The organism is Spirillospora sp. NPDC048819 (genome assembly GCF_040650055.1).
Lineage (GTDB): Bacteria > Actinomycetota > Actinomycetes > Streptosporangiales > Streptosporangiaceae > Spirillospora.
Genome location: NZ_JBEZGN010000030.1, coordinates 1 through 16626 on the forward strand (window position 1 = coordinate 1; position 16626 = coordinate 16626).

Annotated in this window: 15 protein-coding genes; 10 read left to right on the forward strand and 5 right to left on the reverse strand. The window is 73.3% G+C overall.

Translation table 11 applies throughout. The annotated features are described in order from the left end of the window. From AB0C35_RS31885 to AB0C35_RS31895, 3 genes are all read left to right on the forward strand, one after another. A partial coding sequence (locus AB0C35_RS31885; RefSeq protein ID WP_358464037.1) for an alpha-glucosidase C-terminal domain-containing protein occupies nt 1-453 on the forward strand: 453 nt, incomplete at its 5' end. Nucleotides 454-455: 2 nt separating this feature from the next. Next, the gene (locus AB0C35_RS31890) at nt 456-1895 is read left to right on the forward strand and encodes an aminoglycoside phosphotransferase (RefSeq protein WP_358464040.1); all 1440 of its coding nucleotides are present in this window, start codon (nt 456-458) and stop codon (nt 1893-1895) included. A 311-nt stretch (nt 1896-2206) separates the two neighbouring features. Then, a complete protein-coding gene (locus tag AB0C35_RS31895) occupies nt 2207-3190 on the forward strand; it encodes an NlpC/P60 family protein (protein WP_358464043.1) in 984 nt (327 codons plus the stop codon). A 200-nt stretch (nt 3191-3390) separates the two neighbouring features. Here AB0C35_RS31895 and AB0C35_RS31900 read toward each other — a convergent pair whose 3' ends face one another. Next, a complete protein-coding gene (locus AB0C35_RS31900) occupies nt 3391-5214 on the reverse strand; it encodes an N-6 DNA methylase (protein WP_358464046.1) in 1824 nt (607 codons plus the stop codon). A 170-nt stretch (nt 5215-5384) separates the two neighbouring features. Further along, nucleotides 5385-6191 carry a PP2C family serine/threonine-protein phosphatase gene (locus AB0C35_RS31905; RefSeq protein ID WP_358464049.1) on the reverse strand — a complete coding sequence of 269 codons (807 nt, stop codon included), beginning with the start codon at nt 6189-6191 and terminating at the stop codon, nt 5385-5387. 142 nt (nt 6192-6333) lie between these two features. On the opposite strand from AB0C35_RS31905, the gene AB0C35_RS31910 reads away from it, so the two are divergent. The 6 genes from AB0C35_RS31910 to AB0C35_RS31935 all read left to right on the forward strand — a co-directional run bounded on the left by AB0C35_RS31910 (nt 6334) and on the right by AB0C35_RS31935 (nt 12254). Next, a complete protein-coding gene (locus AB0C35_RS31910; protein WP_358464052.1) occupies nt 6334-7302 on the forward strand; it encodes a zinc ABC transporter substrate-binding protein in 969 nt (322 codons plus the stop codon). Beyond that, entirely contained in the window at nt 7299-7961 is a 663-nt protein-coding gene (locus AB0C35_RS31915) for an ATP-binding cassette domain-containing protein (protein WP_358464055.1), read from the forward strand. Before AB0C35_RS31910 ends, AB0C35_RS31915 begins: the two co-directional genes overlap by 4 nt. Beyond that, nucleotides 7958-8851, forward strand: a complete 894-nt coding sequence (locus tag AB0C35_RS31920; RefSeq protein ID WP_358464058.1) for a metal ABC transporter permease — start codon at nt 7958-7960, stop codon at nt 8849-8851. Before AB0C35_RS31915 ends, AB0C35_RS31920 begins: the two co-directional genes overlap by 4 nt. Nucleotides 8852-9081: 230 nt before the next feature. Next, nucleotides 9082-10146: a rod shape-determining protein gene (locus AB0C35_RS31925; RefSeq protein WP_358464061.1), complete on the forward strand. Its 1065-nt coding sequence runs from the start codon at nt 9082-9084 to the stop codon at nt 10144-10146. 82 nt (nt 10147-10228) lie between these two features. Continuing rightward, nucleotides 10229-11185 (forward strand): DUF5954 family protein, encoded by a 957-nt coding sequence (locus tag AB0C35_RS31930; protein WP_358464063.1) that lies wholly within the window; start codon nt 10229-10231, stop codon nt 11183-11185. 130 nt (nt 11186-11315) lie between these two features. Continuing rightward, nucleotides 11316-12254 carry an MBL fold metallo-hydrolase gene (locus tag AB0C35_RS31935; protein ID WP_358464066.1) on the forward strand — a complete coding sequence of 313 codons (939 nt, stop codon included), beginning with the start codon at nt 11316-11318 and terminating at the stop codon, nt 12252-12254. 35 nt (nt 12255-12289) lie between these two features. Here AB0C35_RS31935 and AB0C35_RS31940 read toward each other — a convergent pair whose 3' ends face one another. Continuing rightward, nucleotides 12290-13678, reverse strand: coding sequence for an FAD-dependent oxidoreductase (locus tag AB0C35_RS31940; protein WP_358464069.1), 1389 nt, complete (start codon nt 13676-13678; stop codon nt 12290-12292). A gap of 42 nt (nt 13679-13720) precedes the next feature. Beyond that, nucleotides 13721-14818 carry an amidohydrolase family protein gene (locus AB0C35_RS31945; protein ID WP_358464072.1) on the reverse strand — a complete coding sequence of 366 codons (1098 nt, stop codon included), beginning with the start codon at nt 14816-14818 and terminating at the stop codon, nt 13721-13723. Between the two features lie 128 nt (nt 14819-14946). Between AB0C35_RS31945 and AB0C35_RS31950 the strand changes: the two genes are divergently transcribed. Next, on the forward strand, nt 14947-16389 hold the full coding sequence (locus tag AB0C35_RS31950; RefSeq protein ID WP_358464075.1) for a glutamine synthetase family protein: 1443 nt from the start codon (nt 14947-14949) through the stop codon (nt 16387-16389). Here the strand turns inward: AB0C35_RS31950 and AB0C35_RS31955 are convergent. After that, nucleotides 16386-16610 (reverse strand): hypothetical protein, encoded by a 225-nt coding sequence (locus tag AB0C35_RS31955; RefSeq protein WP_358464078.1) that lies wholly within the window; start codon nt 16608-16610, stop codon nt 16386-16388. The genes AB0C35_RS31950 and AB0C35_RS31955 overlap by 4 nt on opposite strands. Nucleotides 16611-16626 lie beyond the last annotated feature (16 nt).

Below are 16626 nucleotides of genomic sequence, written 5' to 3' on the forward strand. Positions count from 1 at the left end.
CAGGCCAACAACCCCGGATCACTCCTGCACTGGACCCGCAAAATGATCGAGATCCGGCAACGCCACCCCGTCTTCGGCGTCGGCTCCTACGTCGAACTGTCCGCCTCCAACCCATCCGTCCTCGCCTTCACCCGCGAGATCACGGAGGAGGAGAGCCCGTGGGGCGAAATGGACACGATCCTGTGCGTCAGCAACCTGTCGCGCTTCCCGCAGCCGGTCGAGCTCGACATGAGGCGCTTCGAGGGGTACTCCCCCGTCGAGTGCATGGGCGGCGTCCAGTTCCCCGCCATCGGCGAGCTGCCGTACCTGATGACGCTTCCCGCGCACGGGTTCTTCTGGTTCCAGCTGATTCCCCCGGACGACGGCGACACCGTCCCGGCCGCGATCCCGGGCACGGCCACCGGCGCGGCCGGGGATCCGGTCCCGGGCGCGGGCACGGGAAGGACCGTCTGACCGTGCTGCCACCTGAACCGGCCCTCACGCGCGACCTCGCGGAGTGGCTGCCACGCCAGCGGTGGTTCGGCGGCAAGGACGGTCCCATCGACGAGGTGTCCATCGGCACCGCCACCGAACTGCGCACCGGCGACCCCGCCCTGCACCACCTCGTCCTCGACGTCGCGCAGAACGGCGTCACCGACCACTACCAACTGCTCCTCGGCGTCCGCCGCCACCTGCCCGACCGGCTCCTGCACGTCGAGATCGGCGGGACGTCAGGCGGCCCGGACGGCCGTGAGGCGCACCTGTACGACGCCGCCCACGACCCGGACCTGACCCGGATCCTGCTGGACGGCCTGGCCGCCGAGGCGTCCGTCGGCCCGCTGCGCTTCCGGCACACCGCCGGCGCCGGCATCCGGACGGACCTGACGAGCCTGCCCATCACCGCCGAGCAGAGCAACACCTCGCTGCTGTTCGGCGACGCCTACATCTGCAAGCTGTTCCGGCGGCTCAGCACCGGCGTCAACCTCGACCTGGAGGTCAACCTCGCGCTGACCCGGGGCGGCTGCACGCACGTCCCCGCCGTCCTCGGGTGGATCGAGCTGGAGCCGGGACGGGGCGCACGGGCGGGCGGGAACGGGGAACCTGTCACGCTCGCCCTGCTGTCGGACTACCTGCACACCGGCGCGGACGGCTGGAGCCTGGCGATCGCGAGCGTCCGGGACTGGTTCGCGCACACGCCGCCGGCGGGCGACGACGAATGGGCGGAGCTGGACGCGAGCGCCGCCGGCGGCGACTTCGCGGCCGAGGCGGAACGGCTGGGGGCCGCGACCGCCGAGGTGCACCGGGCGCTCGCGGAGGCGTTCGGCGTGACGACGCTCCCGGCCGCGAAGGTGCACGCGATGGCGGCGCGGATGAACGCCGAGCTGACCGGCACCTGCCGCACCGTGCCCGGCCTGGCCCCGCACGCGAAGGCGCTCACGGGGGCGTTCCTCGACCTGGCCGCGCAGGCGGAGCCGCTGCCCGTCCAGCGCGTCCACGGCGACTACCACCTCGGCCAGGTCCTGCGCACCGAGAGCGGCTGGACGCTCCTGGACTTCGAGGGCGAGCCCGCGCGGACGCAGCACGAGCGCCGGGCCCTCGCGCACCCGCTGCGCGACGTCGCCGGGATGCTGCGCTCCTTCGAGTACGCGGCCCGTTTCCTCATCGCCAAGTCCGGCACCGTGCCGCCCGAGGCGGGGGGCCGCCTGGAGACGCGTGCGCACGCCTGGGCGGCGCGCAACAGGGCCGCGTTCTGCCGCGGCTACGCGGCCGGCGGCGGCGCCGACCCGGCGGCGCATTCGGTGCTCATCCGCGCCTTCGAATTCGAGAAGGCGATCTACGAGGTGCGGTACGAGGCACAGAACCGGCCGGCCTGGCTTCCGGTTCCGCTCACCTCGCTGGCCCATCTGGCCACATGATCAAAGACACCAAAGAGCGCCACTAATTCCGCGTCATGATCATGTAAAATCGGCGGGCTCTCCCAATTCCGGCACGATCAACGGGGTACCCGGACTCTCGGCGGGGTGCTGATCACCCGGCCTCGCGGAAATCTCGCGGCACATCCGGCAATGGAACGGGGAGCAGAGGAATGTCCGTCGCACGCCATCCACTCACACGCCGCACAATCACACGCGGCACACTCACACGGGGAATACGGGGAGACGACGCCGGGAGCGGGGCAATCGGCGGCCACACCGGCCGCGACCGGGCGGGCGCCCGAAAACAGGGAATGCTCCGGGCCGCCGTCACCGTGACGGCGACCGGGCTCGCGCTGGCGGTCCCGCTGAGTTCCCAGGCCTGGGCGAACCTCAATCCCGCCGTGCTGAAGAGCATGCATCTGGACTCCGCCACGCTGAAGAAGGTCAAGGCGTACGACAAGTACCGGACGCGTGAGGCGGACCAGCGCGACAGCGCGAAGAAGGCCATCAAGTTCGCCCGCAAGCAGATCGGCAAGCCCTACCGGTGGGGCGCGGAGGGACCGGGCGGCTACGACTGCTCCGGGCTCGCGATGGCCGCGTGGCGCAAGGCGGGCGTCAAGCTTCCCCGCGTCACCCACGCGCAGTACCGGAAGGTCGATCGGAAGGTGAAGCTGAAGGACCTCAAGCCCGGGGACCTCATCTTCTTCCGGGGCCGCCGACATGTCGGAATATATGTGGGTGACGGTAAGTATCTCCATGCGCCGCGCACCGGGGAGAAGGTGCGGATCGACAAGCTCACCAAACGGCGCAGGAAACAGTTCGCCGGAGCGGTCCGGCCCGGCGCGCCGGAGTACAAGAAGTGGTCGCCGTCGGTGAAGGAGCTCGTCGAGAAGATCGACCGGATGAGCACACAGAAGAGAGCGGACCAGAAACCGCCTGATAAGCAGCGGACCCCCCAGATTCCGCCACCTACCGACACACTTCCCAAGAACGACGCCAAGCAGGATGCACCCGCCAACCCCCCGATGAACGCCCCCGGACACACCCCGGCGGAAGAGGCGGTGCCACCCGGCCCCGCCCCGAAGCCGGACGATTCCGCGGTCCAGGGACCGCGAAGCGACGCACCGTCGGACAAGACGAAGCCCGAACCGCGGCCGAGGTACGTGACCGGACAGCCCGCGGCATCGCAGCAGCAGGGGCCGTTCCGGAACCGCTCGGAGTTCCGCCCATGGGCCAAGTACGTGGGCTCCGGCCCGTTCAGCGACCTGACCGCACCCGGTCACACCGCGGACTGACGCGGTCAGACCGCGAACAGACCCGGGCCGACGCGGACCGCCGATGAGACCGTCCGCCGGCGGGACCGCTGAACGAGGGCGTTGAGCCCGGCGGGCACGTCCGGGAGCGGCTGGGGCCGTTCCCGGACGTGCCTGTTTCACGGCGTCGGCACGGCGGCGCCCCGCGCGCGATGATCCCGGGGCCGGCGATGATGCCGGAGTTACGCGTCCGGGCGGAGATGGCCGTCCACGAGCCCGTCGAAGCTCAGCCGGACCAGCGTCTCCCCCAGGGACGACATTTCGCGCAACGTCTCCGTCAGGCAGGCCAGTTCCTGGAACGCGCGGCCATAGGCGCGCTGGCGTTCGAGCGACAGCCGGGGGATGCGGGTGCGGCGCAGGTCCATGCGGCTCGATCCGGCGCCGGCGCGGGTGTGCGCGAAGGTCAGGAAACCGGCGAGGAACCGCGCGTCGAGGCGTCCGGCGTCCGGGCGGTAGAGGGTGAGGTAGGGGCCGAGCGCGGCGCCGGGCTCGGTGATCACCCGGGCGGAGCCGGCGGCGGTGGAGACGACGTCGCCGGGTTCGAGCATGATGAGGCCCGGACCGGCGGCCGACGCCCCGGACGGGCCCGTCCCGGCGCTCACGTCGTCCACGGTGAGGACGGGCACGTCGCCGCCGGACGGCAGCCGCGCGGGCGCGTGGCTGATTGCGACGACCCCGGCCTTGGCCAGTTCCGACAGCGTCGTGAACGGCAGCGGACGCCGATCCGGCAGCAGTTGCAGCGCGGGCGGGGCGGGCGCGGCGGCGGCCAGCCGGTCCAGCGCGTCGGTGAAGCGGCGGCCGAACGCTTCGCCGCTCTGCCGTGGACGGTGCCGGGACGGGCTGACGTCGACCTCGTCGTCGAGCAGGTCGATGACCGGCACGGAGAACTCGCCGTCCGGATGCCGTTCCCATTCGTGCTCGGCCCGCGCGAGGTCGCCCTCGGCGTCCAGCAGCAGGACGGCGGCGGGCGGCCGCTCGCCGGGCTTCGGGCGGTGCAGGAGCCACAGGTCGGGGCCGCCGGGCGCCAGCGTCACCACGGCGCGCAGCGCGCCCGACCGCAGCAGGTTGCCGCGGACGCGGCGGCCGGGGCGGCGGCTCGCCGCCGCCGACGGCATCAGCACGGCGGCGCATCCGCCCGGCCGCACGTGGGCGAGGCAGTGCTGGGCCCAGGCCAGCTCGGACTCGCCGCGCGGCGGCAGCCCGTGCTCCCAGCGCGGATCGCCGGCGAGGTCCTCGTGGCCCCAGGCGCGATCGCCGAACGGCGGGTTGCAGACGACGGCGTCGGCGACCTCGCCGGGAAAGCCGTCGCGCCGCAGGGAGTCGCCGGGGACGATCTCGGCGGGCGTCCCGGCCAGCAGCAGCCGGACCGCGGTGATCCGGGCGGCGGAGGCGTTGCTGTCCTGGCCGAGCGCGACCCGCGCACCGGGGACCGCCAGTAGCAGCGTGCCGAGCCCGCACGCCGGGTCGAGGACGACGTCGCCGTCCCGGCAGGCGAGGCGCGTCATCAGGCGCGCCACATCCCCGCGCGTGACGACGAGCCGCCGCGAGTGGGCCTGGACGTAGCGCTGGACCAGCAGGTCGAACGCGGCGGCGTGGCCGTGCTCGGCGGCGAGGTCGGCGAGCAGGCGAGGCAGGTCGGGGTCGTCGGGTTCGATGGCGGGCGGCGGCGTCCCGGGCGTCAGCGGTGTCCCGGGCGTCCCGGGGGCGTCGCCGCGGAGTTCGAGGAGGCGCAGGCCGGCCCAGCCGACGAGGTCGGCGAGCTGGAAGTCGTCGCCGGACGCGCGGAGCCGCTGCCAGAGCCGGTCGGCCGACGACACCTCGAACGGCTTGCCGTTGCGGCTCAGCCAGCCCTCGACGTCGGCGAGCGAGAACAGCGGGCTGGTCGCCGTGCCGCCGACCGGGCGCGGGAAGTCGTCGTGGCGGCGCCGCCAGTTGCTGACCGTCGCGCGCCCCACGCCCGCCAGCCGGGCGATGTCGCCGGCGGTCACACCCGGATCGGCGCTCATGCCGTCACCATACTTGATCTTTGCAACATCGATCGGCTCGAAGAATGACTGTGAACTGAGTCAATTTACCAGTTGATGACCGGGTCGGCCGTGCACCGCAGCCCGGGCCGCGGACGACGCGGTCAGGGTCATGGACGGGGTCGCGGTCGCGGTCAGGGTCACGGGCGCGGTCACGGGCGGCGGAGCCGGCGGCCCAGCCGGGCGAGCAGTCCGGGGTCCTCGGCCGCGCCGAGCGTCAGCGGCTCCTGCCGAGGGGCGATCGAGGGTGCGATGACGTCCGCGACGACGCAGGTGATGTTGTCCTGCCCGCCGGCCTCGTTGGCGAGTTCGATGAGGCGCGCGACGGCGTCGGCCGGGCTCGCCGCTCGCGCCATCGTCTCGCGTATCTCCTCCGGCGCGACGAACCCGGAGAGCCCGTCGGAGCACAGCAGGTAGCGGTCGCCGGGCCTGGCGTTCTGCTGGAACACGTCGGGCTCGGCGCTGCTCCCGGTCTGCAGCGCCTTGATCAGCGCCGATCCCCGCGGATGACGCGCGGCCTCCTCCTTGGTGAGCTGCCCGCCGTCCACGAGCGACTGGACCATCGTGTGGTCGCGGGTCAACTGGATCAGGTCCCCGGCGCGCAGGACGTAGGCGCGGGAGTCGCCTATGTGCGCCACCGCGAAGCGGACGCCGTCCCAGGCCATCGCGGTCAGGGTCGTGCCCATCCCGGCCAGTTCGGGGTCCTCCCGAACCAGGTCGTCCAGCCGGTCGGCGATCTCGGCGACACCGGCGGCGAGTCCGGCCGCCGGGTCGTCGGTGAGCGGCAGGCCGACGATGACCTCGATCGCGGTCCGGCTCGCGACGTCGCCGTGCGGATGGCCGCCCATCCCGTCGGCGACCGCGAGCAGCCGCGGACCGGCGAACGCCGAGTCCTCGTTCACCTTCCGCCGCTGGCCGACATCCGTCCCGGCGGCGAATCGAAGTGCATGGTGAGCCATGCATCCTATTGAACCACGTTAAAACTCAATTCACAAGCATCCGAATCAGGGATTCGGCTCGCGTCGGCGCCTTGCCGCACCTCCGACGGATCGTGCTAGGTTCAGTAATGAAAACCGTTTTCATTCCCCCGGGAGTTCTTCCATGACCTCTGTTCAGCGTGCCCGTGGTCAGCGTGCCCATGGTCAGCGTGCCCGTGGTGGGCGTGCCCGCCTGCTCGGTGCGGGCGGCGTGCTCGCCGCCTCGGCACTGGCGGCCGCCGCCTGCGGCTCGTCCTCCGACGCCGGTGCGGTGACCTCGGGCGGCGACACCGTCTCCGTCGTGGCCTCGACGAACGTCTACGGCGACATCGCGCGGCAGATCGGCGGCGACAAGGTGGAGGTGACGTCGTTCATCAGCGACCCCGCGCAGGACCCGCACTCCTTCGAGGCCGGGACGCGCACCCGCCTCGCCGTGTCCAAGGCCGCGGTGGTGATCGAGAACGGGGGCGGCTATGACGACTTCGTGGGCACGCTGCTGAAGGGCTCCGGGTCCAAGGCCGAGGTGCTCAACGCCGTCCGGATCTCCGGCAAGACCGCGCCGGAGGGCGAGGAACTCAACGAGCACGTCTGGTACGACCTGCCGTCCGCCGCGCTGCTGGCAGACCGGCTCTCCGCCGCTCTCGCCAAGGCCGACCCCGGCGACGCGGGAACGTACTCGGCGAACGCCGCCGCGTTCAAGACCAGGCTGAAGGCCCTCGAAGGGAAGGTGGCGGCGCTCAAGACCGCGCACTCCGGCGACGGCGTCGCGATCACCGAGCCCGTCCCCGTCTACCTCCTGGAGGCCGCCGGGCTGCGGAACCGGACGCCCGGCGCGTTCAGCGAGGCGATCGAGGAGGGCGGCGACGTGCCGCCGAGGGCGCTCCAGGAGACGCTCGCGCTGCTGAAGGAGAAGAAGGTCGAGGCGCTGGTCTTCAACGCGCAGACCAGCGGACCGCAGACCGAGCGGCTCAAGAAGGCCGCGGAGGACGCCGGCGTGCCCGTCGTGCCGGTCACCGAGACCCTCCCGGAGGGCCAGGACTACATCACCTGGATGGACGGCACCATCGCCGCCCTCCAGAAGGCGCTGTCGTGATCTCATTGCGCGACGCCGCCCTGGCGTACGGGGACCGGACGCTGTGGCGCGGACTCGATCTCGACGTCGCGGCCGGCGAGTTCCTGGTCGTGCTCGGTCCGAACGGGTCCGGGAAGACCAGCCTGCTGAAGGTGCTGCTCGGGCTGCGGCGTCTCACCGCCGGGACGGTCACGGTGAACGGACGGCCGCCACGGCGCGGGAGCGACCTCATCGGGTACGTCCCGCAGACCAAGTCCGTCGCACCGCACACCCCGCTGCGCGCCCGTGACCTGGTGCGGCTCGGGATCGACGGGCACCGGTGGGGACCGCGGCGGCCGCGCCCGGAGACGCGCCGCCGCGTCGAGACCGTCCTGCGCGACGTCGGCGCCGCGCCGTTCGCCGACGTCCCGCTCGACCTGCTGTCGGGCGGCGAGCTGCAGCGCGTGCGGGTCGCGCAGGCCCTCGCGGCAGACCCCAGCATCCTGCTGTGCGACGAGCCGCTGCTGTCGCTGGACGTCGAGCACCAGCGGATCGTCGCCGACCTCGCCGGACGGCGGTGCCGCGAGCACGGCACCGCCGTCGTGTTCGTCACGCACGAGGCCGAGCCGGTCCTCCCGCTGGCGGACCGCGTGCTCGACTTCGGCGGCGTGCGGGGCGGTGCGGAGGTCGGGGCCGCATGAGCTGGCACGAGGTCTGGGGTGAGATCTTCAACTTCGAGGACTACGGCGCGCTGCTCGGCCTGGTCCGCAACTCGCTGATCGCCGGGGCGGTGCTCGGCCTGGTGGGCGGGCTCGCCGGGACGTTCGTCGTCATGCGCGACCTCGCGTTCGCCGTGCACGGCATCGCCGAGCTGTCGTTCGCGGGCGCCGCCGCGGCGCTGCTGATCGGGGCGAGCGTCGCGGGCGGATCGATCGCGGGCGCCCTGGCGGCCGCCGCGCTCATCGGCGTGCTCGGGTCCCGGGCGCGCGACCGCGGGTCGGTCATCGGGGTGCTGATGCCGTTCGGGCTCGGGCTCGGCGTGCTGTTCCTGTCGCTCTACAAGGGCCGGTCGGCCAACAAGTTCGGCCTGCTCACCGGGCAGATCGTCGCGATCGACACGCCGCGGCTGTCGTGGCTGCTGGTGACGTCGGCGATCGTGCTGGCGTGCCTCGCGGTCATGTGGCGTCCGCTGTCGTTCGCGAGCCTCGACCCGGACGCGGCGGCGGCGCGGGGCGTGCCGGTGCGGGCGCTGTCACCGGTCTTCATGCTGGTGCTCGGCCTCGCGGTCGCCGTGTCGGTGCAGATCGTCGGGGCGCTGCTGGTGCTCGCGCTGCTGTGCACGCCGGCCGCGGCGGCCGTGCGGGTCACCGCGTCGCCGGTCCTCGTCCCGGTGCTGAGCACCGTCTTCGCGACCGTGTCGGTGGTGGGCGGCATCCTGCTGTCGCTCGGGTCGAGCATCCCGATCAGCCCGTACGTCACGACGATCTCGTTCGCGCTGTACGGGGTGTGCCGCGCGGCCGGGGCCGTCCGGTCGCGGCGCGGCTGGACGGCCCGGCGCGGCGCGTCACGACCGGGCACCGTCGCCGCTTGAACACCGCGCTCTTCTCACACCGCGCTCTCCCAACACCGTCACAACATGATCTCTTGGTGCCCGCCCGGAGTTCCCGGCCGGGCGGGCCCGGCGTGCCGGTCGGCGTTCCGGACATGCCGGACCCGTGTTCGTCAGGACGTTGCGATTCGCTTACCCGCGCGTGGGCATCGCCGCGGGACGCGAGGGCATCAACAGGGCTCTCGGGATTTTCGGGGCGATTGGGGGACGCGATGTGGGATTTCGCGGGCCGTGACACCGCTATCGACATGGGCAGCGCGACCGTGCGGATGCATCTCAAGGACCGCGGGGTCGTCTGCCGGGAACCGTCGCTGCTCGCCCGCTGCCGGCGCACCGGACGCATCCTCGCGCTCGGCGGCCCGGCGCAGGAGATGGCGGGACGCAACCCGGACGTGACGCTCGTCCGGCCGGTCCGCGGCGGTGCGCCGACCGAGACCGACGCGGCCGAGTACATGATGCGGGCGCTGGTCCGCCGCCACCACAAGCGCCACTACACGGCCCGCCCCCGGCTGGTCGTGACGGTGCCGAGCGGGCTGAGCTCCGTCCACTACCGGGCGCTGCGGTTCTCCGCCTACCAGGCCGGCGCGCGGCGCCTCACGCTCGTGCCGACGCCGATCGCCGCCGCCATCGGGATGGGCATGACCTCGACCCTGCGGTCGGAGATCACCGTCGTCGCCGACATCGGCGCGGACGTCACCGACGTCGGCGTCATCGCGTTCGGCGGCCTCGTCACGTCCCACACCGCGCCCATCGGCGGGTCGGCCCTGGACCGCGCGATCGTCGACCTCGTCCGGCGCGAGCACCAGGTGTCGCTGTCGCGGTCCGCCGCGGAGGCCGCGAAGCTGGAGGTCGGGGCGGTGCCGCCGCTCGGGCGGCGGCCGGTGCGGCAGACCGTGGTGCACGGACGCGACATCCTGACGGGCATGCCCCGGGAACTCGTCCTCACCACCGTGGACGTCGGCCGGGCGATCGCCGGCCCGGTCGCCGAGATCGTCGACGCCATCGGCGCCGGCGTCACCGGCTGCTCCCCCGAGATCTCCGGCGAGCTGCTCAGCGTCGGCGTCACCCTCACCGGGGGGTCCGCCCAGCTGCCCGGCCTGGAGCGGCTGATCCGCGACCGGACGGGGCTGGCCGCGCGGATCGGGGACGCGACCGGCGACGCGGCCGTCCTCGGCGCCGGCGAGGTGCTGCGCGCGGCCCGCTCGGCGGAGCCGCCCGCCCGCGACAGCTCACCGAACCCGCATCTGATGACAACCCTGCCCGAGTTCGAGTACTGACCGTTCAACACCGGCCCGTTCGAATCCCGGCCCGTCGGTCGTTTCCACGGCGCGGGACGCGGCGGCACGTCACGATGGACGCATGTCCTTCGAAGGGATGCCGGGGCACGACCTGATCAACGTCGTCAGGGACCTGGAACCCGTGGCGGCCGTCCGCGACCAGGAGGCCGCCGAGCGGCGGCGGGCCTACCCCGAGATCGTCGGCGTCGGCCCGCCGGAGTTCGGCTGCGCCGAGCAGGCCGGCGGCGCGTGGCGGATCCTGTCGCTCGGCGCTCTGGAACCCTACGAGGCCCGCATCGACCTGTCGGTGCACCTCCGCGACATCGCCGGCGACCATGAGCCGGCGGTCCGCGAGGACATGCTGCGCCTCGCGGACGCGCTCGAACAGGGAGCCCTCGAACAGGGCGGGCTCGAACGGGCGGCACGTGAACGGGCGGACCGCAACGAGTGCGCCGCCGGGCCGCTGCGGTTCCGGATCGTCCGCGTGCTGGGCTTCGCCCGCTTCGGCGACGACGGGCCCGAGCCCGCCCGCGTCACCGACGGCGAGGACGGGCCGCTGCGCGAGTTCGCCATCGACCCCGCGGCCCCCGTCGGCCCGGCCGACGCGGCGCTCAGGCTGGAGCTGCTCGGCCTGGTGCCGGCCGAGGGCACCGTCCCGGACGAGTTGCGCCGCGAGGCCCTCAGCGCGGTCAAGGCGCATCCCGGCGTCGTGCTGCTGCCCCCGGAGTTCACCGTCCTGGAGGACCGCGACGGGCAGTGGCGGCCGGTCACCGGCGGGATCGGCCCGCAGGACGCCCGCGACTCCCTCGCGCACTACTTCCGCGTGCTGCTGCCGAAGGCCGGGCCGGAGGACTGCGGGCCACCGCCGAGCCCCGGTGAGCTCGCCGAGTACGCGGAGGCCGCCGACCGCATCGACGCGGACGGCGGCGTCGAGTTCGTGGCGTGCGGGCGGCGCTTCCGGATCGTCCACGTCATCCGGATGATCCGGGTCGGGCCGGACGGTCCCGAACCGGCGCGTCCCTCCGACGACGACCCCTGACCGCGCGGCGCCCGCGGGCCCGGCGCGACGGCAACCCGGCGCAGCCGCGAATAGAACTCGGCGCAGCCGCAGATGGAACTCGGCGCAGCCGCAGATGGAACTCGGCGCAGCCGCAATAGGATGCCGTCACATGAGCGACGCACCCGACCGCGATGGTCCCGGAACACCGCGCCTGGAAGAGGTCTCGGACGGGGTGTTCGCCTACGTCCAGCCGGACGGCACCTGGTGGATCAACAACACCGGCTTCCTCGTCGGCGAGCGCGGCGTGACCAGCGTGGACTCCTGTTCGACCGAGCGCAGGACCCGTGCCTACCTGGAGTCGATCCGGTCGGTCACCGACCGGCCCGTCCGGACGCTGGTCAACACCCACCACCACGGCGACCACACGTTCGGGAACTACCTGTTCTCCGGCGCGACGGTCGTCGGCCATGAGCAGACGCGCGAGAACGCGCTCTCCTGGGGCAAGCCCTTCGACGAGCCGATCTGGACGAAGGTGGACTGGGGCGACGTCGAGCTGGAGCCGCCGTTCCTCACCTACACCGAAGGCGTGACCCTGTGGGTGGACGAGCTGCGGTGCGAGGTGCGGCACGTCGGGACGCCCGCGCACACCACCAACGACTCGATCGTGTGGATCCCGGAGCGGCGGGTGCTGTTCTGCGGCGACCTGCTGTTCAACGGCGGCACGCCGTTCCTGCTGCAGGGGTCGGTCTCCGGCGCCGTCAAGGTGCTGGAGGAGGTCATCGCGCCGCTGGGCGCGGAGACGATCGTGCCGGGGCACGGCCCGGTGGGCGGTCCGGAGCTGATCGACCGCGTGGTCGGCTATGCCCGGTTCGTACAGGCGACGGCCGCTGCGGCGAAACCGGCCGGGCTGACGCCGCTGGAGGCGGCCCGCGAGGCCGACCTCGGCCCGTTCGCCGAGCTGACCGACGCCGAGCGGCTCGTCGGCAACCTGCACCGCGCCTACGCGGAGCTGGACGGGCTCGAACCCGGCGGGCAGATCGACGTGGTCGCCGCCATCGGCGACATGGTCGCCTTCAACGGCGGCCGCCCCCTGACCTGCCGGGCCTGACCGCCCGCCCCGCGACGCGCGCCGGCGCGTGCGCCTCAACCGGCGGCGTGCATGTCCTTTTCGACGGCTTCGGCGGCCTTGCGGGCGGCGATCAGGACCGGGTCCCAGGCGGGTGAGAACGGCGGCGCGTAGCCGAGGTCGAGGCCGGTCATCTCCTCGGCCGTCATCCGGTTCCACAGCGCGATGGCCAGGCCGTCGACGCGTTTGCCGGCGTTCTCCTCGCCGACGATCTGCGCGCCGAGGACCCGGCCGGAGCGGCGCTCCACGATCATCTTCGTCTTCATCCAGGTGGCGCCCGGGTGGTAGCCGGCCCGGGTGGTGGAGTCCACGACCACGCTGAGCGTCTCGAACCCCGCGGCGGCCGCCTCGCGTTCGTTCAGGCCCGTCCGCGCGACCTCCACCTGGCAGATCTTGGAGATGGCGGTGCCGACGACGCCGGGGAACGTGGCGTAGCCGCCGCCGAGGTTGATGCCCGCGACGCGTCCCTGCTTGTTGGCGTGCGTGCCGAGCGAGATCGCGACCGGCCCGCCGGAGACCAGGTGGCGGGTCTCGACGCAGTCCCCGGCCGCCCAGACCCGTTCGGTGCGGGTGCGCATCCGGCGGTCGGTGACGATGCCGCCGGTCGGGCCGGTCTCGATCCCGGCGGCGCGGGCGAGGCCGGAGCCCGGCCGCACGCCGAGCCCGAGGACGACCAGGTCGGCGGGCAGGGTGCGGTTCGCGGTGCGGACGGCCGTGACGTGCCCGTCCGGGGAGGTGTCGAAGCCCTCGACCGGCTCCCCGAGATGCAGCTTCACGCCGATGCCGCGCATCGCGTCCGCGATGACCGCGCCCATGTCCTCGTCGAGGGTCCGCATCGGCTGGTCGGCGAGGTCCACGAGGGTCACCTCCAGGCCCCGCATCACCATCGCCTCGGCCATCTCCAGGCCGATGTAGCCGCCGCCCACCACGACAGCGCGGCGCGCCCCCTCCTGTTCGACGGCGCGCCGGATGGCGATCCCGTCACCGAGGATCTGGACGCCGTGCACGCCCTCCGCGTCCGCGCCGGGCAGGTCCGGCCGCACCGGGACGGCTCCGGTCGCGACCATGAGGTCGTCGTAGGACTCCCAGCGCTCGCCGCCGCCCTCCGCGTCGCGGACGCGGACGCGGCCGCCGTCCACGTCGATCTCGACGGCCTCGGTGCGCAGCCGCACGTCGATGTCGCGGTCGCGGAACTGGCCGGGCGTGCGGGCGATGAGCTTGTCGAGCTCCTCGACCACGCCGCCCACGAAGTACGGAATGCCGCACGCCGAATACGACACGTGGTCCCCGCGCTCTACGACGAGGATGTCCAGGTCGTCCGCCGCGCGCCGCCTGCGGGCCTGGGACGCTGCGCTCATCCCCGCCGCGTCGCCCCCGATCACGAGCAGCCGTTCACGTGCGGCCATGCCGGTCTCCTTGTGCAAAGTCGTGGTGCCTGTGTCGTGTGTTCAGATTCCGTACACGCGGCGGGCGTTGCCCGACGCGATCAGCCCGGCGACGCGCCCGGCGTCGCGGGCCGTCCAGGCGCCGTCGTCCACTCCCCCGGCGAGGAGGCCCGCCAGGCCGCGCCGGAACAGCAGCGCCCCCAGGTGGTAAAGCTCGGCGAGCCCGAACGCATCCGACGAGTAAAGCACCTTCCCGAACGGTGCCAGCTCAAGCAGCTCGGCGATCAGCGCGGGTGCCCGGTGCCCGAGGTTGTGGGTGGCCAGGCCCGCGTCGGCGTACACGTTCGGGAGCACCTGCGCGAGGTAGCCCGCGTGCCGGTGGAACGGGTAGTTGTGCAGCAGCATCGCGGGGACGGGGTCCATGGCGCGCAGCAGCTCGATGAGCAGCAGCGGGTCGCCGCGGCGCAGGTCGGCGTCCACGTCCCCGTAACCGACGTGGAACTGCACCGGCAGCCCGGCGTCGACCGCGCACCAGACGAGGAACCGGTGCAGGACCTCGTCGCACACGCGGGGCCGCTCCCGCCCCATGAGCCGGCCGGCCGCGGCCGTCACCTGCGCGGCGGAGGGCCGCTCACCCGACAGCTCCAGCCCGTGGCGGTACGCGGCGATGGACTTGGCGCCGACGGCGCCCCGTGCGGTGATTCGGGAGCGCACCTCGTCCGCGAACCGCGCCGCGTCGACGCCGTCTCCCGCGACCTGCTCGGCGACGGTCTCCAGCCGGACGATCTCGTGGGCCCTCGCCCCGGCGAGACGTCCCAGGTCCGGTGGATCGAGCATCGCCCGCGGCGTGTACCCGGTGTCCACGCACAGGGCGTCCAGCCCGGCCGCCTCCAGGAACCGCCGGTTGACCTCGGCGGCGCCCAGTTCGGCGCGGCGGGCGAGGTAGGCGTCCGGCTCCGCGTGGGCCTCCAGGTCCAGGACGGGCGGGCACCAGCGCCGCAGCGCGAACCCGACCTGCGTGTCGAACATGCTCACGCCCGGCGGGCCCGGCGTCTCCGCCTCCGTGAGCATCTCCTCGAACTCCGCGCGGCCGAGATCGCGGCCGAGGACGCCGTGGCAGTGGTGGTCGACCAGCGGCAGCGACTCCAGGTACTCCAGCACCGCGCCCCGCCTCCTCCCTGAAACAGACCTCCGATCTTCCTACGATGCCCTTACGTACATCGCGCACATTCACCGGCACCGCATTCACCGCACAGCGTTCACCGAAACTCCGACCGGGAGCCAGCACCGTGGAACAGATCCCCGAACCCGTCACCGCCGGGACCGTGCTCAACGCGCGCACACGCGCGCGGCTCGGCGCCCGCGCCGCCGAGACGGCGCGATGGCTGACCGGGCAGGGCGTCGTCGCCGTCGCGCTGACGTGGGTGGACGTCAGCGGGATCACGCGCACCAAGACGGTCCCGGTGGAACGGCTGGAGCACGCCGCGGCGTGGGGCGTCGGGATGTCCCCGGTGTTCGACGTCTTCCTGCTGGACGACTCGATCGTGTCCGGGCGGCACGTCGGCGGCCCGGTCGGGGACCTGCGGCTCCACCCGGACCTGGACCGCCTCGTCCCGATGGCGGCGCTGCCGGGCTGGGCGCACGCGCCGGCGCACCGGTACGCGCAGGACGGAACCGTCCATCCGCTGGACACGCGCGCCCTGCTGCGCCGCGAAACGGACCGGCTCGCGGGGCACGGCTGGTCGGTGAAGGCGGCGTTCGAGATCGAGTGGGCGGTGTCAAAGGGTGACGGGGCGATGGGTGACGGGGAGGGCTTCTCCCCCGCCTGCCGCGGGCCCGCGTACGGGATGACGCGGGTCACCGAGCTGGCCGGCTACCTGCGGGACGTCCTGACGGCGCTGAAGGAGAGCGGCGTCACGGTCGTCCAGCTGCATCCGGAGTACGCGGCCGGGCAGTACGAGGTGTCGGTGGCCGTCGAGGACCCGCTCGGCGCGGCCGACACCGCCGTCCTGGTGAAGGAGACGATCAGGGCGGTGTCGATGGAGCACGGCATGGCCGCCTCGTTCTCCCCGAAGGTCGAGGCGGACTCGGTCGGCAACGGCGCCCACGTCCACCTCAGCCTGTGGCGGGCGAACGCGGACGGTCCGGTGAACGCGATGTCGGGCGGTGACGGCCCGTGCGGGATGACGGCGGGCGGGGAGGCGTTCGCCGCGGGGATCCTGCACCGGCTGCCCGCGCTGCTGGCGGTCGGGGCGCCGACGGTGGCCAGCTACCTGCGGCTGGTCCCGTCGCACTGGGCGGGCGCGTTCGCCTGCTGGGGGCTGGAGAACCGGGAGGCGGCGCTGCGGTTCGTCACCGGCGCCGACGGCGAGCAGGCGACCGCGGCGAACCTGGAGGTCAAATGCGTGGACGCCGCCGCCAACCCGTACCTGCTGCTGGCGGCGCTGCTGGCTGCCGGGCGGGACGGGCTCGACGCCGACCGCAGGCTGCCGGAGCCGGTCGGCGTCGACCCGGCCGGTCTAGCGGAGGACGAGCGCGCCGCCCGCTCCATCGGCCCGCTGCCGGCGTCGCTGGCCGAGTCGCTCGCGGCGTTCGAGGCCGACACCGTCCTGCGGGACGCGCTCGGCGAGGCCGTCACCGACACCGTGTCGGCCGTCCGGCGCGGCGAGATCGAACTGCTGGACGGCGCGACCCCGCAGCAGGTGGCCGCCGTCACCCGCTGGCGCCACTAGGGCCGGTCCGGTGCGGGGACGTCACCGCGCCGGGCGGCCACGACCGCGCCGGACTCGAACCGCTGCACGCGCACCTGCACCCCGCCGCAGGCGCAGCGGGTGTAGCTCACCACGCCCTCCGACGTCAGATGGCGCGAGAGCACCTCGTACACCTGCGACTCGGGCCAGCCACAGCGTGGACATTCCTCCACCGCGCATCCCCAGGGAAGTGTGAGCGTCAAGATGTAAGGGTTATAA